The organism is Sedimentitalea sp. XS_ASV28, assembly GCF_041224545.1.
Classification (GTDB): domain Bacteria; phylum Pseudomonadota; class Alphaproteobacteria; order Rhodobacterales; family Rhodobacteraceae; genus Sedimentitalea.
On sequence record NZ_JBGFGP010000151.1, the window covers coordinates 1 to 17070 of the forward strand.

Sequence of the window (17070 nt, forward strand, 5' to 3'; positions counted from 1 at the left end):
ACGCCTTCGGCTCGCGCGCGAAGTTCCAGAGCCGGAACAGGGACCATTCCGAACGCCGCTCCTCGGCCACGGCCAGCTCGGTGCGGCTGATGTGGAAAGGGGTGCGTTCCCAGCCATTCGTCGTCTTCACCTCGACTAGGCGCAGGCGGCCATCCGGCGCGAAGCTGGCGATATCGTAGCCCGCACCATCGCCATCCTCCTCCGACACCCACCGAACCCTCCGCGCAAGGTCGTCGCGGCCCGCTGATTTAAGGGTTGCACGCTCGTGCGCTAGGACGCGCTCCTCACCGGCACGGCCGAGGGTGCGGTTTCTCTCGTCTCTCGCCGCGACATCGAATTTTCGGGCGATGTGCAGCATCTGCTCCAGCTCCTGCGGCGGCGGCTGGTTCGACAGCGTGGGCGGCGGCCCGATCCAGATCGGCGCGGCGTCAGCCAGGCCGGTCGGCGGTCGCGCAGCAGGACGGCGACCAAGCCAAGCCGGGTTCAGCGCCAGCCAGCGCGCCACGGCATCCACCAGCGTCATCTGGAAATTGAAGGCGGGCTTGTAGCCCGGGATCCAGTCTTCACCCAGCCCCTTCAGCACCGCGCTGATGTTCTGGTGCTTGAACTCGACCGATCCCTCAGATCTATCGTTCAGCAAAGGCAGTAGCGCCCGTCGATGCTCGGCCTTGTTGTAGCGGTGCCCAGCGATGTCATCGGCCAGCATCGCGAAGTAATCCGCGACGATCAGGTCGTTTTCTTCATCTGTCCAGGGCACAGTCGACATGCCGCCAGGCTAGGGGCGGAAACTGCGTTTGTCATCAGAGACTTCGCGCGAGCGTTCGCACTGTTTCCAAGAACCACGCCGCTTTCGGGTGTCTCTGTTCGCGTTGATGGCGGTCGAGCCTGCCTCAACTGCGGCGCAGTCCATTCTCGCCAAGCCTCTGAAAAGAATACCAGTTTCAATTCCGTCTCAATCTGGGTGCGGGGCGGATGGAAAGAGACGCGGGACGTTCGGAGACCAATTTTGGCCAAACGACCAGTCTCCGAAAGTCGGATGGCATCGCTAAACCCCTTTGAACCAAAAAGAAAAAAGGCCCCGCTAGGAACCTCATCTCGGGTTTGCGAATAGTTGGTGGCGGAGAGACAGGGATTCGAACCCTGGAGACGGTCTCCCGCCTACACACTTTCCAGGCGTGCGCCTTCGACCACTCGGCCACCTCTCCGTGGGGGCGATATGTGCCGGAACATGCGGGGTATTGCAAGCTGGAAAACGACCGTTGCAACGCTGACCTTTTGCGATCGCGTTTCGGCGCAGCCGGGCGACTGACTTGCTGCGGCGGATGCCACCCCGCCGCCGGGGCCGATCTGCAATTCCTGCTGTGATCGGGCGGCGCCACCGCGTGCAGAAGCGGGTGCGAGGCATGGACAAACCCCGGCAGGCATGGCACGCAACTGTTCAGATCAACAGGAGCACGTGTTCATGTCCGACCTCACCATCGTTCCCGGCCCTGACACCAGTCGCGCCTATCGCATGGCGCTCGGGTGTTTCGGCACCGGTGTCACGGTGGTCACGACTGCGACAGAGGATGGCCCGCTGGCGATGACGGCGAATTCCTTTGCCTCTGTCTCGCTCGAACCGGCCATGGTGCTCTGGTGCGCTGCCAAGCATTCGAAGCGGTACAACGCCTTTGCCAATGCGCGAGATTACGCGATCCACATTCTCGCCGAGGACCAGATGGACCTGGCGGTGCATTTTTCTCGTGTCGGCACCGATTTTTCACCCACCAGCTGGCAGCCGGATGAGGCGGGCGTGCCGATCCTGCAGGGGTGTATCGCGCGGTTCGATTGTCGGCAGACCGCTCTGCACGACGCCGGGGATCACACGATCATCGTCGGCGAGGTGCAGCGCGTCATGCGCCGTCAGGGCACCGGCCTGTTGCACAAATCAGGACAATATGGCGGCTTCAGCGGCTTTGACGAACGGGCCTAGCCGCCGGGCGATCCATGCACGGCAAACTGGTCGAGCCCCGCAGACTGTGGCTTGATGGTCCGGTAGGTCTCGCGCACTCCGGCCTCTGTCAGTTCTCTTGCCACCGTGATCAACGTATTGGCATCATGTTCTTCGCAGAGTTCGGCCATATGCGCGATCTCCTGCTGCGCAACGTCGCGGGCCTCGTCCACCGACGGGGCACCGTAGAGGTCAACGAAATGCCGCGCCAGGGCGTCGGTCAGCGTCGCGACTTCGCCCGGTTGCACCTGCGTGACCGCCACGAATGTCACCCGACCGAATGTTTCCAGACCAAGCCAGCCATTGGCAAAGGCCTGTCGGGCCTTGCCGCTCAGATCGGCCTCGGTCCAGTTGGAAAACTCGAACCCGCCAGAGATGCACCATTCACCGGTGCGCGCAGGGTTGCTGAACACGTTTCGATCACTGTCATCGAAATGAATGGCGCGGGCCAGCTTCATTTGTCTTCTCCCAGCAGGGTGCTCAGCGGTACCAGGTGCGTGGCCGCGTCATCGCGCAGCAACATACCGAAACGCTCGTCCGTGCCAAGCAGGCAGCCGCTCCGCCCCGCATAGGCGACCGGCTGGCCGATACTGTGCAACAGGCCGGACCAGGCGGCGTGCAGCGGCGCATTGCCCTCTTCACTCCAGCGATTGATCCAGACCAGACAGTGACGCGCCCAGCTTTCGAGGAGGAGCACGGAGTCCACCTCGGCACAGCCTTCGTCATAAAGCGCGGTAACATCGGGAGTATCTCCGGGGTTGTCGCCGGTCTGAAGAAGGGTCAGATCCAGCCCGATGACCAGCCAGTCGGGCACATCGTCCGCGGCCGCCCGTGCTGCCGATGCCCGTAGACGGCCGCACTGCGCACCGTTCACCCGGATGCCGCCGTCCCAGTCGAGATGCACAGCCACTTCGGGCGGCGACAGAGCGCCAAGCGCATTCTGAAATCCGACGGCGCATAACGGCAGCATCGCCATGGCATCTTCGATCGTGACTTCCGGCGCAAGGACCATCGCGGCGCGCAAGCGGTCGGCCTGGACGTTGTGCACGATGGTGCCGCTGTCACATCCGCGCACCGCCATGTCACGCGCCAGATCGAACGGGTCGCCTTGCCCCTCTGCCGCCACGCCGACCATCAAGGGTGGAAAGCGTGGCGTCACGATCATGACTGACCCTTGGCGATCAGATTGCGGGCCACATGGCGAAACGCCTCCGCCTGCGCGCTGTCGGGTTTGCTCACCACAACCGGGGCGCCCCCGTCGGCGGCAAGCCGGATGTCGAGGTGCAGTGGGATTTCAGAGAGCAGCGGCACGCCCAGCTTTTCGGCCTCTGCAACGACGCCCCCATGCCCGAATACGTGCTCTTCATGACCGCAATTCGAACAGATATGCGTGCTCATGTTCTCGATCATGCCGAGAATCGGCGTGTTCAATTGCCGGAACATGTCGATCGCCTTGCGCGCGTCCAACAGCGCCACGTCCTGCGGCGTGCTGACGATGATGGCGCCGTCGACCGCGAATTTCTGACACAGGGTCAGTTGCACGTCGCCGGTGCCCGGCGGCAGGTCGACCACCAACACATCCAGCGCGCCCCATTGCACCTGCATCATCATCTGCTGCAACGCCCCCATCAGCATGGGTCCGCGCCATACGACCGCCTGGTTTTCGTTGGTCATCAAACCAAGCGACATCATCGTGACACCATGATTGCGCAGCGGAAGGATGGTCTTGCCATCCGGGCTGGCGGGGCGTCCGGAAACGCCAAGCATGCGCGGCTGGCTGGGGCCGTAGACATCCGCATCCAGCAGTCCAACGCGCCGCCCCTCGGCGGCAAGGGCACAGGCCAGGTTCGCCGACACCGTCGATTTGCCGACACCGCCCTTGCCCGAGGCAATCGCGATGATCCGGTCGACACCCGGCACCTTTTGCGGCCCTTTGGGTTCCGCCGGCTTGGCCGGTTTCAGATCGGGCGGCGCCTTGTCGCTATGTGCGGTCATCATCGCCGACACGCTGCGGATACCATCCAACGCCTTGACCCGCGCCTCTGCGTCTGCGCGAACGGGTTCCATCACCTTGGCATGCGCCGGGTCGATCTCCAGCACGAACCGCACCGCGCCTCCTTCGACGTTCAGCGCCCGCACGATCCCGGCAGCGACGATATCCTGACCGCTTGCGGGATCCGTGATCTGTTTCAGTTCGGCCAGAACCGCCTCGCGCGTCGCCATTGCTCAGTCGGTCCCCTTGATGGTGCCGGTCACGACATGTTCGACGTCCAGACCGTCAATGGTCAGCACAACCTTCGCCTCATAGGTCTTGCCCTGCGTGTTGCCCGCCTTGCGCAAACCTTCCTCGATCGCCTGCTGGCTGGTCACACCCACCTGCTTGAGGAATTTGCGCATCGACATGTTGAATTCTTCGCTCATCGTCATTCTCCTGTCCGGTTCCTGCACTTGACGCGGCGCATCATGCCCCCTGGGGACTCACAAGATGCACGCCCTGCTTCTTTGCCTCACTCTGTTGCCGAGTTCCAGCCCGGTCGCCACCCAGGACACCCCCGAACTCGCAGCGCCCGGCCAGTTGGTCGAAATCGGTTTGCGACAACATATGCTGCCGAGGTATCGCTCAGGACATCGCTGCGCGTCGTTCATGATCCGTCCGGTTCCATGATCATTGGCGCATCGCCCATAGCGCCAGTCAAACTGAACAAGGACGGCATGGAAGCAATACTTGCCGATGTTGCACGCCCCAGCGCCGCAAATCTCGGCCCACTTCTCTCCTTTCAGTGATCCCTCCGTCCCGACAGGTAATCGTCTGTGGTCCGCACCCTTGGTTTGTCATTACCTGCAAACGGGTTGTCGGTGTTGCGGAACTGGCGGTTGACGCGACAATCGTCGCACATCCGGATCAGCTTTGCCTGCTCGCTGCTCGCGAACATCGGGTGGCTGCCGGCGAGCTTGTCCATGACCCGCTCAACGGTCGATTTCACGCCAAAGAGCGCGCCGCATTCGATACAGGCAAATGGCTCTTCCTCGTGCAGCACGCGCTGCGTCAGGGCCGCGTCGCTGGTATCCATCTGCGGGGTCAGCGTAATCGCCTGTTCCGGACAGATCGTGCGGCAGATCCCGCATTGCAGGCAGGCATCTTCCTGGAACCGGAGTTGCGGCATATCGGGGTTGTCGATCAATGCCCCCGACGGGCAGAGCGATACACAGGACAGGCACAGGCTGCACGCATCGGTATCGACCTGTACTGCCCCATAGGGCGCGCCCGCCGGCAAGGGCAGCGGCGCGTCCGCCGCGGGGTTCAGGGCCTGGGCGGAGAGCCGGGCAATCTGGCGGCGATTACCAAGCGTCAGAACCGGAGATACATCGACCGGATCGACCGTGGCCGCGTAGAGCGCATCGCTCATCAGATCGGGATCGCTCTCGTCGAGCAGGATCACCCGACCCGCCGCTCCCATCGCCTCGGCAAGTGTGGCTTCACGCAACAGCGCATCGCGCTCGGTTGCGGGCGCAAGCAGCACATGGACCGAGGCAAAGCCCTGCGCCAGTGCCGCGAGCATTTCCGCATGCCCGAAACCCGAGACAACGCCAAGTTCCAATGGAATGACATCGGCAGGCAGACCCCGCCCGAACCGCGCGGCCAGCCGGATCATCTCGGCACCGTGAGCGTCATGCACCAACAATCGTGGTGTGGCGCCACCTGCGGCCCGGAACGCCTCGGCCAGCCTGCGCAATCTTGTGACCACATGGCCAACCGGTGGATCCTGGTAGGTGATCGCCGTCGACGGGCACAGGGCGGCACAGGAGCCGCACCCCGCGCAAACCATCGGATCAATCGCAACCTGGTCTCCATCAGGAGTGATCGCGCCCGTCGGACAGATATCCAGACACTTAGAACAGCCGACTTGCCCGGCCCGCGAATGGGCGCACAGCGTCTCGTCCAGCCGGACATAGAGCGGCTTTTCAAACGTCCCGGTCATTTGCACCGCTTCAAACGCACATTTCTGAACCGCGCTCCGGTCACGCGGATCGGCGCGCAGATAGCCTTCGCGCTTCTCGGGTGCCGGCACCATCGGAGTGGCACCGCTGACGTCGATCACGATATCACAGGTCGAGCGCGCTCCATCCTGCGGTGCCCCCCAGCCAAACGTGCCACGCCCACCCGGAACAACCTGTTGCAGGGCGTCGATCAGGATCTCGAAACCGCCGAACGCGCCGCTTACACGCGTCAGACGCCCGCGCACTACATCGAATGTCCGCAGCGCCGGTGGTTCCGTATCGTCGGTCAAGAACACCGTAACGGCCAGCGCATCGGCAAGCTGCGCCGCGAGTTCCAGCGCTACCTCACCCGGCCCCACGATGAAACAGACCCCGTGCGAGACCACATCGACGCTGCGCCGTTCGGGTGCGGGCAACAGCGCCTCGGCCACCAGCGCCGCCATCTTGGGCGTGGCATCGGCGCCCTGTTCCGACCAGCCGGCCCGATCGCGCAAATCGACGGATCCCGGCTGTTCCACCCCGATTTCCTCGGCGAATTCGCCAAGACGCACCTGTTCCTGTCCGCAGGCGATAATCGCCTCGCCCCCATCCATCAACGCAGCCGCCGACATGATCTCGGTGGTGCAAAGCGCCGAGTGCACGCGTGAACATGCAACACCGCACACGTCGGAAATGGCCTCCGGATCGATGCGCTGCGTTCCCATGCAATCACACAGGATCAGTGACTTGGTCATGGCTTCCTCCCCCGGTTTCATGTTGCTGCACCCGGGCAGCCGCGTCACGAGAGCCTAGGGCAAGCATGTCTGCAAGGTAAAGCCGGAACCGCCCTCCGACATCGGTTCGGCCGTCTACTACTTTGGTCTCAAGACCGTCACGGACACGAGCAAAAAACTTGGCGAAATCAGATTTTTGTCCCATAGTTGACGGGCGCGTAAGGGAGAAAACGTGTCACCAACGGTCGGATACAAGATCGAAATGCCCCTCGGGGTCGTTGTTCGCAAGACGCCGGGCGTAACCCGCTGGGCGAGATGGAACTGGTCGGCGGTCGCCGTGCTGCCCGGTGCGGCACCGGCGCGCTGGATGGAACTGCGACGCGAAGGCGAGGCTGTTGAATACCATGCAGCCACCATGCCCCTGATATTGTGGGCCAGCGATAGCGAGGCTTATCTGGCGAATCTTTCGGACCATCGCCCATCCATCTATGTCGTCATGCGTGACGAGGGCGCAGGGGGGGCGCCCCTCACCATGCTGCTCGCGACCGCCTCGCCCTACGAAGGACAGGACTATGCCGACAATGGCGAGGACATTGTCGAAAAGGTGCCAATGCCCGAGGGGTTGATCGCCTGGGTGTCGGATTTCGCGTTGGCGCATCATGAACACGAGGTTTTCGTCAAACGCCGTCGCGACCGCGCGCGGATCGACCTTTACCAGGACGGCAAGGGCGATGCCCGCATCCGGCAGGCATCCGACGTCTACCGCGCCCCGAACCGGGGGCTGCCATGACCGCCCGCGACCCCGTTGATTTCTGGTCCCGCCGACGGGCCGCCGTCGAGGCCGAAGCCGGCGCAATCGCCGAGGCCGAAATCGACGAAAGACGCGCCGCCCTGGAGGCGCGAGAAGATTCCGAAATATTGCAGGAACTGAACCTGCCCGATCCGGACACGCTCACCTCCGACGACAATATCAGCGCCTTCATGGGCCGGCTGGTCCCCGACCGCCTGCGCCGCCGTGCGCTGCGACGCTTCTGGCGGCTCAATCCGGTCCTGGCGAATGTGGACGGCCTTGTCGACTATGGCGAGGATTTCACGGACAAGGCAACGGTCATCGACAACCTGAAATCGGCCTATCAGGTCGGCAAGGGCATGCTGGCGCATATCGAGGCCCAGGAGGAGAGTGGCAAGACCGTCACTTCCGAACCGGCCGCTCCAGCCGACGAAGAAGAAGATGTCGAGTCACCGACGACGGCGGCAATCGCCGGGGAGGTCGCAGCCGCGACCGACACAGGCAAGGAGGCGGTCCCCGTCGGGGACCCCGACGCGCCTGTCGACCGACCGGCTCCGCGTCGCATGCGTTTCGATTTTCCCGCAGGCAGCGAGGTGTCCTGAATGACCGGCGCGGCCATATCCACCACCGAGGTGCCCGCAGAAGACCGGCTGCGCGCGGATTTCTACAACTTTCTCGGCCTGCTGCTGTCGGCCCCGCCGGATCAGCCGGTTCTGAACCAGGTGGCGGCGCTCGACGGCGACGACAGCGAACTCGGCCGCGCGATCGGCGCGATGGCACGCGTCGCCAGAGTCACCCGTCCCGAGGCAGCCGAACGCGAATTCAACGCCCTTTTCATCGGGCTGGGCCGGGGAGAACTGTTGCCCTATGCGAGCTATTATCTGACGGGTTTTCTCAATGAAAAGCCCCTCGCCCAGTTGCGTGCCGACATGGCATCGCGCGGGATCAGCCGCGCGCCGAACGTCTACGAACCCCAGGACAACATCGCCAGCCTCATGGAAATGATGGCCGGAATGATCGTCGGGCGTTTCGGCACCCCGGCACCGCTGGACGATCAGAAAATCTTCTGGTCGCGACACATAGGCCCCTGGGCCGGACATTTCTATTCGGATCTCGAAGCTGCAGAACACTCGGTTCTCTATGCCTCGGTCGGCACGGCCGGCCGGATTTTCATGGAGATCGAACGCGACGGCTTCAGGATGCTCGCGGGTTAGGCCCGCCCCTCAGCGCCCCGGCAGCGGGGCAGACCGCATAACGGAAGGAGACACGCCGATGCGCAAACCCAAGGAAGACGGCGGCAGCCGCCGCGATTTCCTCAAACTGGCGGGCAGTGCAGCGCCCGCGGCCATCGCCGCCGCCACGCTTGGCGCGCCCAAGGCCGAGGCCGCCGCGCTGCCGGTCGACGAAACCCGGCTCCAGGACACGGCACATACCCGCGCCTATCTGGACGCGGCGCGCTTCTGACGCGGCCACAGCCAACACACGCGCCCGGTCATGACAACCGGACGACATACTCCAAGACAGGCGATGGCATGACGACCTGACGCCGGACCGGAGACACCCAGCCAGCCATTGCACAGGCCAGCACGGAAGGAAATAAAATGCTAAGGAAAAAGACCAACGGGGTAACACGCCGTCCAACCCGGACCAGCATCCTGTCTGACGTGACAAGAACATCCGTGGATCGCCGCGCATTCCTGCGGGGTTCGGGGCTTGCCATCGGCGGGCTCGCCGCAATCAGCGCCACCGGCGGCACGGTCGCCCCGGCCAACGCCCAGACCGCGGCCAAAGCAGCGGTCGAAACGGTCAAATCCGTCTGCACCCATTGTTCGGTCGGCTGTACCGTCATCGCCGAGGTTCAGGACGGCGTCTGGATCGGCCAGGAACCCGGATGGGACAGCCCGTTCAATCTCGGCGGGCATTGCGCCAAAGGGGCCGCCGTGCGCGAACATGCCCACGGCGAACGCCGCCTGAAATATCCGATGAAAAAGGAAGGCGGCGAGTGGAAGCGCATCAGCTGGGACCAGGCGATCGACGAAATCGGCGATGGCATGATGTCGATCCGCGAGGAAAGCGGGCCTGACAGCGTCTACTGGCTCGGTTCCGCCAAGTACAACAACGAACAGGCCTATCTGTTCCGCAAGTTCGCGGCCTATTGGGGCACCAACAACGTCGATCACCAGGCCCGGATCTGTCACTCCACAACCGTGTCCGGCGTAGCCAATACATGGGGCTATGGCGCCATGACCAACAGCTATAACGACATTCACAACAGCAAGGCGATTTTCCTGATCGGCAGCAACCCCGCCGAGGCGCACCCGGTCTCTCTGGTACACCTGCTCAAGGCCAAGGAACAGAACAACGCACCGCTGATCGTGTGCGACCCGCGCTTTACCCGCACCGCGGCCCATGCGGACGAATATGTCCGCTTCCGGCCGGGCACCGACGTGGCGCTGGTCTGGGGCATCCTGTGGCACATTTTCGAGAACGGCTGGGAAGACAAGGAGTTCATCCGCACCCGGGTCTGGGGGATGGACCAGATTCGCGACGAGGTGGCCCGCTGGACCCCGGAAGAGGTCGAGCGCGTCACCGGAACACCGGGCAGCCAGCTGCGCCGTGTGGCCCGGACCATGGTCAACAACCGTCCGGGCACCGTGATCTGGTGCATGGGCGGAACCCAGCACACCAATGGCAACAACAACACCCGCGCCTATTGCATCCTGCAACTGGCCCTCGGCAACATGGGCACCTCGGGCGGGGGCACCAACATTTTCCGTGGCCATGACAACGTGCAGGGTGCCACCGACCTGGGTGTCCTGTCGCATACCCTGCCCGGTTATTACGGCCTTTCCGAAGGCGCATGGGCGCATTGGGCCCGTGTCTGGGAAGAGGACCCCGAGTGGTTGTCCGCACGATTTGCCAGCATGACGGACAGCGAGGGCAAGGAGAGCTCGCTGCAATACGTCACCGGCATCCCCGTCAGCCGCTGGATCGACGGTGTGCTTGAAGACCCGGACAACATGGACAACCCCGACAAGCTGCGCGCGATGGTCCTGTGGGGCCACGCTCCGAACAGCCAGACGCGGGGCAAGGAAATGAAGACGGCGATGGAGCAGCTCGACATGCTGGTCGTCATCGACCCCTATCCGACCGTATCGGCGGTGCTGCATGACCGCACCGATGGTGTGTACCTGTTGCCGGCCTGCACGCAGTTCGAAACACGGGGCTCGGTCACCGCGTCCAACCGCTCGCTGCAATGGCGCGATCGCGTGGTGGAGCCGCTTTTCGAAAGCCTGCCCGACGAAGTCATCATGGCCAAATTCGCCAGGAAATTCGGTTACGCCGACCGTCTGTTCCGTAATATCGAGATGGAAGACGACGAAACACCGGTCGTTGAAAGCCTCACGCGCGAGTTCAACAAGGGCATGTGGACGGTCGGCTATACCGGGCAATCGCCCGAGCGGATCAAGCTGCACATGGCCAACCAGCACACGTTCGATCGCACCACCTTGCAGGCGGTCGGCGGCCCGGCTGACGGCGATTATTACGGCATGCCATGGCCTTGCTGGGGCACGCCCGAGATGAAACACCCCGGCACGCCCAACCTCTACGACATGTCCAAACCGGTGGCAGAGGGCGGCCTGACCTTCCGTGCCCGGTTCGGTGTCGAGCGGGATGGCGACAATCTGCTGGCCGACGGTGTCTATTCCGTCGGGTCCGAGATTCAGGACGGCTATCCGGAGTTTACCTATCAGATGCTCAGGGATCTGGGGTGGCATACGGACCTGACCGAGGAAGAACGGCGCGCCATTGCGCGGGCCGCGTCGCTGGATGGTTTCAAGGAGGTCGGCGAGGCCGGGATGTCGCCTTTCCCGTCGGACTACGATGATCGGGTCAGCAGCGTGAACTGGAAGACCGATCTGTCGGGCGGCATCCAGCGCGTCGCCATCGCCCATGGCTGCGCACCCTTTGGCAACGCCAAGGCGCGGGCCGTGGTCTGGACGTTCCCCGATCCGGTGCCCGTGCATCGCGAACCGCTCTATACGCCGCGCCGCGATCTGGTCGCCGACTATCCCACTTACGAGGATCGCAAGTTCTATCGCTTGCCGACCATGTATGCCTCGATCCAGAAAAACGACTTCTCCCAGGAGTATCCGATCATCCTGACCTCGGGGCGACTGGTCGAATATGAAGGCGGCGGAGACGAGTCGCGGTCGAACTCGTGGCTGGCCGAGCTTCAGCAGGACATGTTCGTCGAGATCAACCCGCGGGACGCCAACAACCTGGGTGTTCGGGACGGCGCACAGGTCTGGGTCGAAGGGGCCGAAGGGGCAAGGGTCAAGGTCATGGCGATGGTCACCGAGAGGGTCGGGGCCGGCGTGGCCTTCATGCCCTTCCATTTCGGCGGTCATTTCGAAGGCAAGGATCTGCGGGACAAGTATCCGAGCGGTGCCGATCCCTATGTTCTCGGAGAAAGCACGAACACCGCCCAGACCTATGGCTATGACAGCGTAACCCAGATGCAGGAGACCAAGGCCACTCTCTGCAAGATCTCGGCAGCATAAGGAGTAAGGACATGGCAAGAGCAAAGTTTCTCTGCGACGCCGAACGCTGCATCGAATGCAACGCCTGCGTCACCGCCTGCAAGAACGAACACGAGGTTCCCTGGGGCATCAACCGGCGGCGGGTCGTCACCATCAATGATGGCAAGCCCGGCGAACGGTCGATCTCGGTCGCCTGCATGCATTGTTCGGACGCGCCTTGCATGGCGGTCTGCCCGGTCGATTGTTTCTATCAGACCGAGGAAGGCGTCGTGCTGCACTCCAAGGATCTGTGCATCGGTTGCGGATATTGCTTCTATGCATGCCCCTTTGGCGCGCCACAATATCCACAGGCCGGCAATTTCGGTTCGCGCGGCAAAATGGACAAATGCACCTTCTGCGCCGGTGGTCCGGAAGAGAGCCATTCCAGCGCCGAATTCGCCAAATACGGCCGCAACCGGATCGCGGAAGGCAAGCTGCCGATCTGTGCCGAGATGTGCTCGACCAAGGCGCTGCTGGCGGGGGATGGCGATGTGGTCTCGGCCATCTATCGCGAACGTGTCGTCGCGCGCGGCTTTGGCAGCGGGGCCTGGGGCTGGGGTACGGCCTATGAGCAAAAGGGCGGTTAGGCCCTGAACCGGATCGGGCAGCGCACAATGCTCCCGCCCGATCATACCACGCGACGGACCGAACCAAGGATGGGACAAACGAGATGCGCCTTTGCCTACTGACGCTGCTTGTCAGCCTGCTATTGCCGCTGTCTGTCACCGCACAGGACATGTCCGTGCGGCAGTTGACCGAACCCCTCGCGGTCGATCCCGGCAGCGCACCACCGGACGCGAGCGACAGCCGCGCGGCGACCGGCGGCGCACAGACCCTTGCGGATATCCTGGCCCGGCAGCGCGGCGAAAAGATCGACGACAGCTTTCGGCGCAATGCCACTGGAGATCCCGACAGCGCCAGCGGCATCGCTTCCCAACTCGGCACATTGGGCGGCAGTTCGGATTCCGAGCTGCTCCGCGCCATGCGCTATGGCAGCGCCGACATCACCGTGACCTCGCGCAGCCCCGCCGCCGATGTCATCATGCAGGATGGCGGCATGTGGTGGCTGAAGTTCCGGCAAGGGCCTCTGGCGACCTACGGCGCCTATCTTCTGGGCGGCACGCTGCTCCTGTTGGCACTCTTCTTTCTCATCCGCGGCCGCATCCGTATCGACGGCGAAAGGACCGGACGCACGATCACCCGGTTCAGTAGTTTTGAACGGTTTGGTCACTGGCTGTTCGCAGGCAGCTTTCTCGTGCTTGGGGCCACGGGTCTGATCTCGCTCTTCGGCCGCACGGTCATGATCCCGCTCTTTGGCAAGGACATGTTTGCCTCGCTCGCGCTGGCCAGCAAATGGATTCACAACAATGTCGCATGGGCGTTCATGGTCGGGTTGGTCATCGTCATGCTGAACTGGACCCTGCAGAACATTCCCAACAAGCATGATCTGAAATGGCTGGCCATGGCGGGCGGGCTGTTCTCCAAGGGTGTTCACGCGCCCGCGCGAAAGTTCAATGCCGGCCAGAAGATGATCTTCTGGGGATGCGTCATTCTCGGCCTGTCGATCAGCGCCTCGGGTCTGTCGCTGCTGTTTCCGTTCGAAATGCCGATGTTTGCCAAGACCTTTGCCATCCTGAACGATATCGGCGTACCCGGGTGGTTCGGACTTGAACCCTTTCCCGAAGTTCTCGCCGCGCAGGAAGAGATGCAATATGCCCAGCTCTGGCATGCCATCGTCGCCTTTGTCTTCATGGCGATGATTTTCGCCCATATCTACCTTGGCACCATCGGCATGGAAGGCGCATTTGACGCCATGGGTTCGGGCGAGGTCGACGAACAATGGGCGCGCGAACATCACGGCCTGTGGGTCGACGAAGTCAGGGCAAAGGAAGCGGAAAACGCCTCCGCCACCCCAGCCGAGTAACCATGTGGCGCGCGCTCGCCCTGACTGCTGCACTCCTGCCGCTGCCGGTATCGGCACAGGATTTCTTCACGCTCAAGGGCCATGGCGGACCGATCATGGACATCGCCGTTTCGCAATCCGGTCGCATCGCGACCGCCAGTTTCGACAACGCGGTCGGTCTGTGGACCGGTGAAACGCCAAACTGGTTCGAAGGACATCGTGCAGCCGTCAACACCGTCATCTTCGCGGGCGAATCGACCCTGGTCTCTGCCGGCGACGATTTCCAGATACGTGTGTGGGACATCGCTGAAAATCGCGGCCGGACGATCGGTACGCACAAGGGCAAGGTTGTCGACCTTGCCTATTCCCCCTCCGCCAACCTGCTCGCCGCCGCAAGCTGGGACGGGTCCATCAGCCTGTGGTCCTTGCCCGGTCAGGACACCGGCGAACCGCTGGCCACGTTCGACGGCCACGATCAGGGTGTCAACGGTGTCGCTTTTTCTCCGGATGGCGGCACGCTCTACTCGGCATCCATGGACGGCTCGATCCGCCTTTGGGATATCGAGACGGCCAGCGAACGGCAAATCCTCGTCAACCACGGATTTGGCATCAACGAGCTGGTCCTGAACCCGCGGGCCGGTTGGCTCGCCTACGGGGCCGTCGATGGGGTCACGCGGATCGTCGATACGGACACCGGAACCGAACTGCATGACTTCACCCTTGATCGACGGCCCATTCTCGCAATGGCCCTGTCACGCGACGGACGATTCCTCGCAGTCGGGGATGGCGAGGGGTATATCATGGTCATCGACACGCGTCGCTGGCGCGTTGCGCATGACTTTCGCGCCACCCTGCGCGGCCCGGTCTGGGCGCTGGCCTTTTCAAATGATGGCGCCAACATCCATGCGGGCGGCCTGGATGAAGCGATATACAGCTGGCCCCTGGCCAATCTTGACGCGTATGGTCCGATGGCGGCGACCGAACACAGCTATCTCAGGGACCCTGCCGCAATGGATAACGGTGAACGACAATTCGTGCGAAAATGCTCGATCTGCCACAGCCTGACCCCCGGCAGCGGACGCCGCGCCGGCCCGACCCTTTATCGCCTGTTCGGACGCCCGGCCGGTAGCGTACCAGACTACGCCTATTCCCGAGACCTGAGCGCGTCCGGCATCATCTGGGACGCGGAGAGCATAAATGCGCTTTTCGATCTCGGCCCCGATCATTACATTCCCGGGAGCAAGATGCCGATGCAACGGATCACCAACCCCGGCGACCGGGCCGACCTGATCGCCTATATGCGCCGGGCCACAGCCGGAGACACCACAGAATGAAATCCATGCTGAGCGCCTTTGCCATGATCGCGGTGATCGCTGTCGCCGCCTCCTACGGCCTGCACAGGGCGGGCTTCTCCGCCGCCCAGAGCGGCAGCGGCCCCGATGTCCGTCTTGACAGCGAATGAACGACTATCTGACCACGCGCGAGCTGGCCGATCTGCTTCGCATCGGCGAACGTAAGGTCTATGATCTCGCCGGCAACGGAGAGGTTCCCTGTGTGCGGGCGGTCGGCAAGCTGCTGTTTCCCCGTGCCGAGATCACCGCGTGGCTGAACGCCTCACGCAGCGGGCCGCACGTGGCCGACGCCCCCCTGCCCCCGATCATCGCCGGCAGTCATGACCCGCTGCTGGACTGGGCGCTACGCGAAAGCCGTTCGGAACTGGCCAGCTTCTATGACGGGTCCTACGACGGGCTCGAACGCCTCGCCGCGCGTTCGGCACAGGCTGCGGGCCTTCACATCCGCGAGGACAGTGGCTGGAACCGCGACGCCCTGCGCGACGCCCTCGGAGAGGCTCCGGTCGTGCTGGTGCAAATCGCCGAGCGGCAACGCGGGCTGCTGCTCTCCCCCGGAACCGGCGGAGTGTCGGATTTTTCCGACCTCGCCGGGCGACGCGTCGCGCTGCGCCAGGGCAGCGCCGCCAGCCAGCGGGAGTTCGAAACCCGGCTGACAGGGGCGGGCCTGACCCTGCAGGACATCAACCCGCTGCCAGTCCGCGCCCGCACGGAAGAAGAGCTCGCGATTGCCCTGCACGATGGCAAGGCAGAGGTGGGCTTCGGTCTCGGCGCGCTCGCCGGTCTCTACGGGCTCGACTTCATTCCGCTCGCGGTCGAACGGTTCGACCTCGCAATCTGGCGGCGCGCATGGTTCGAACCGCCGCTGCAGAAACTCATGCGCTTCCTCGCCTCGCCCGCCTGCGCCGAACGCGCTGCCGAACTGCCGGGCTATGACCTTTCCGGGCTGGGAACCATCCACTACAACGGCGCCGACGGCTGATCCTTATTCATCTTTGGGAAAATACTCCGGGGTGCCCGAGGGGCAGCGCCCCTCGGCCCCGCCACCTACCCCGACGCATACGGATCTTTCGGGGACCTGTCCGACGACAGGCTGTCCTGGCGCGCCAGGACCAGATCCTCGATGGCATCCGCCAGATGAATACGGTCAATGTGATGATCGCCACGCGCCACGCGCAGGCGATGCGCCCGGATCATCACATCCGCATATGTACAGCCTGCCGGAGGTTCAAAGCGGTAGCTGGCGAGTTCGATCAACAATCCCAGCGGATCCCTGAAATAGATCGAATCCATGAAGCCGCGATCCTTGGGACCCGAATGGTCGATGCCGCGTTCGTCGAGCCGTTCAACCGCTTGCCAGAATGTGGCCTGGCTGACATTGAAGGCCAGATGATGCACGCATCCCGGCTCGGTCGGTGTACGGTCCGGCGTGCCTTTGCGAGTCTCATCGGTAAATACCGTGATCAGACGCCCGTCCCCCGGATCGAAATAAACGTGCCCCTCGCCGGGATTGTCGAGATTTGGCTGATCGAAGACAAATGGCATCCCGAGCACCCCTTCCCAGAAATCGATGGTCGTCTGCCGGTCCGCCCCGGTCAGGGTGATGTGATGCACTCCCTGGGTCTGTAACTTGCGCATGCTGCCTCCTCCCTTTGCACCCAGACTGCCACGCAATATCCCGCCTGTCATCCACGCGAAACCGGCAGGACACCGCCGAGGCTCGGCATGCGCCGCGACAAGTGC

Annotated in this window: 18 protein-coding genes and 1 tRNA gene; 11 read left to right on the plus strand and 8 right to left on the minus strand. The window is 63.3% G+C overall.

All coding sequences use genetic code 11. From position 1 onward, the window contains the following. Nucleotides 1-766 (minus strand): DUF3883 domain-containing protein (locus AB9K34_RS16350; RefSeq protein WP_369955501.1); only part of this gene is annotated, 766 nt, incomplete at its 3' end. A gap of 349 nt (nucleotides 767-1115) precedes the next feature. Beyond that, nucleotides 1116-1205: transfer RNA gene (locus tag AB9K34_RS16355), tRNA-Ser, on the minus strand. A gap of 257 nt (nucleotides 1206-1462) precedes the next feature. On the opposite strand from AB9K34_RS16355, the gene AB9K34_RS16360 reads away from it, so the two are divergent. Next, nucleotides 1463-1972 carry a flavin reductase family protein gene (locus tag AB9K34_RS16360; RefSeq protein ID WP_369955502.1) on the plus strand — a complete coding sequence of 170 codons (510 nt, stop codon included), beginning with the start codon at nucleotides 1463-1465 and terminating at the stop codon, nucleotides 1970-1972. Here AB9K34_RS16360 and AB9K34_RS16365 read toward each other — a convergent pair. The 5 genes from AB9K34_RS16365 to AB9K34_RS16385 form a co-directional block, all read right to left on the minus strand. Continuing rightward, nucleotides 1969-2448 (minus strand): DUF6505 family protein, encoded by a 480-nt coding sequence (locus AB9K34_RS16365; RefSeq protein ID WP_369955503.1) that lies wholly within the window; start codon nucleotides 2446-2448, stop codon nucleotides 1969-1971. The genes AB9K34_RS16360 and AB9K34_RS16365 overlap by 4 nt on opposite strands. Continuing rightward, the gene (locus AB9K34_RS16370; RefSeq protein WP_369955504.1) at nucleotides 2445-3155 is read right to left on the minus strand and encodes a DUF4444 domain-containing protein; all 711 of its coding nucleotides are present in this window, start codon (nucleotides 3153-3155) and stop codon (nucleotides 2445-2447) included. Before AB9K34_RS16370 ends, AB9K34_RS16365 begins: the two co-directional genes overlap by 4 nt. Further along, nucleotides 3152-4213 carry an Mrp/NBP35 family ATP-binding protein gene (locus AB9K34_RS16375; RefSeq protein WP_369955505.1) on the minus strand — a complete coding sequence of 354 codons (1062 nt, stop codon included), beginning with the start codon at nucleotides 4211-4213 and terminating at the stop codon, nucleotides 3152-3154. The genes AB9K34_RS16370 and AB9K34_RS16375 overlap by 4 nt, the downstream gene beginning before the upstream one ends. A 3-nt stretch (nucleotides 4214-4216) precedes the next feature. Further along, on the minus strand, nucleotides 4217-4411 hold the full coding sequence (locus AB9K34_RS16380; RefSeq protein WP_369955506.1) for a DUF6494 family protein: 195 nt from the start codon (nucleotides 4409-4411) through the stop codon (nucleotides 4217-4219). 356 nt (nucleotides 4412-4767) lie between these two features. Then, nucleotides 4768-6723, minus strand: a complete 1956-nt coding sequence (locus tag AB9K34_RS16385; protein WP_369955507.1) for a 4Fe-4S binding protein — start codon at nucleotides 6721-6723, stop codon at nucleotides 4768-4770. 241 nt (nucleotides 6724-6964) lie between these two features. Here AB9K34_RS16385 and AB9K34_RS16390 point away from each other — a divergent pair, with 241 nt between their 5' ends. From AB9K34_RS16390 to AB9K34_RS16435, 10 genes are all read left to right on the plus strand, one after another. Further along, a complete protein-coding gene (locus AB9K34_RS16390; RefSeq protein WP_369955566.1) occupies nucleotides 6965-7492 on the plus strand; it encodes a DUF3305 domain-containing protein in 528 nt (175 codons plus the stop codon). Continuing rightward, nucleotides 7489-8094: a DUF3306 domain-containing protein gene (locus AB9K34_RS16395; RefSeq protein ID WP_369955508.1), complete on the plus strand. Its 606-nt coding sequence runs from the start codon at nucleotides 7489-7491 to the stop codon at nucleotides 8092-8094. Before AB9K34_RS16390 ends, AB9K34_RS16395 begins: the two co-directional genes overlap by 4 nt. Further along, complete coding sequence (locus AB9K34_RS16400) at nucleotides 8095-8706, plus strand: molecular chaperone (protein WP_369955509.1); 612 nt, start codon at nucleotides 8095-8097, stop codon at nucleotides 8704-8706. Between the two features lie 58 nt (nucleotides 8707-8764). Then, on the plus strand, nucleotides 8765-8956 hold the full coding sequence (locus AB9K34_RS16405) for a twin-arginine translocation signal domain-containing protein (RefSeq protein ID WP_369955510.1): 192 nt from the start codon (nucleotides 8765-8767) through the stop codon (nucleotides 8954-8956). Between the two features lie 137 nt (nucleotides 8957-9093). Further along, a complete protein-coding gene (locus AB9K34_RS16410) occupies nucleotides 9094-12057 on the plus strand; it encodes a formate dehydrogenase subunit alpha (protein ID WP_369955511.1) in 2964 nt (987 codons plus the stop codon). 11 nt (nucleotides 12058-12068) lie between these two features. Then, the gene (gene fdh3B, locus AB9K34_RS16415) at nucleotides 12069-12662 is read left to right on the plus strand and encodes a formate dehydrogenase FDH3 subunit beta (RefSeq protein ID WP_369955512.1); all 594 of its coding nucleotides are present in this window, start codon (nucleotides 12069-12071) and stop codon (nucleotides 12660-12662) included. Between the two features lie 83 nt (nucleotides 12663-12745). Further along, nucleotides 12746-13999: a formate dehydrogenase subunit gamma gene (locus AB9K34_RS16420; RefSeq protein WP_369955513.1), complete on the plus strand. Its 1254-nt coding sequence runs from the start codon at nucleotides 12746-12748 to the stop codon at nucleotides 13997-13999. Between the two features lie 2 nt (nucleotides 14000-14001). Then, nucleotides 14002-15312: a c-type cytochrome gene (locus AB9K34_RS16425; protein ID WP_369955514.1), complete on the plus strand. Its 1311-nt coding sequence runs from the start codon at nucleotides 14002-14004 to the stop codon at nucleotides 15310-15312. Further along, nucleotides 15309-15440, plus strand: a complete 132-nt coding sequence (locus AB9K34_RS16430; RefSeq protein ID WP_369955515.1) for a hypothetical protein — start codon at nucleotides 15309-15311, stop codon at nucleotides 15438-15440. The genes AB9K34_RS16425 and AB9K34_RS16430 overlap by 4 nt, the downstream gene beginning before the upstream one ends. Next, nucleotides 15437-16309, plus strand: a complete 873-nt coding sequence (locus AB9K34_RS16435; RefSeq protein WP_369955516.1) for a substrate-binding domain-containing protein — start codon at nucleotides 15437-15439, stop codon at nucleotides 16307-16309. Before AB9K34_RS16430 ends, AB9K34_RS16435 begins: the two co-directional genes overlap by 4 nt. A 65-nt stretch (nucleotides 16310-16374) precedes the next feature. On the opposite strand, the gene AB9K34_RS16440 is transcribed toward AB9K34_RS16435, so the two are convergent. After that, the gene (locus AB9K34_RS16440; protein WP_369955517.1) at nucleotides 16375-16965 is read right to left on the minus strand and encodes a VOC family protein; all 591 of its coding nucleotides are present in this window, start codon (nucleotides 16963-16965) and stop codon (nucleotides 16375-16377) included. Between the last annotated feature and the right edge of the window lie 105 nt (nucleotides 16966-17070).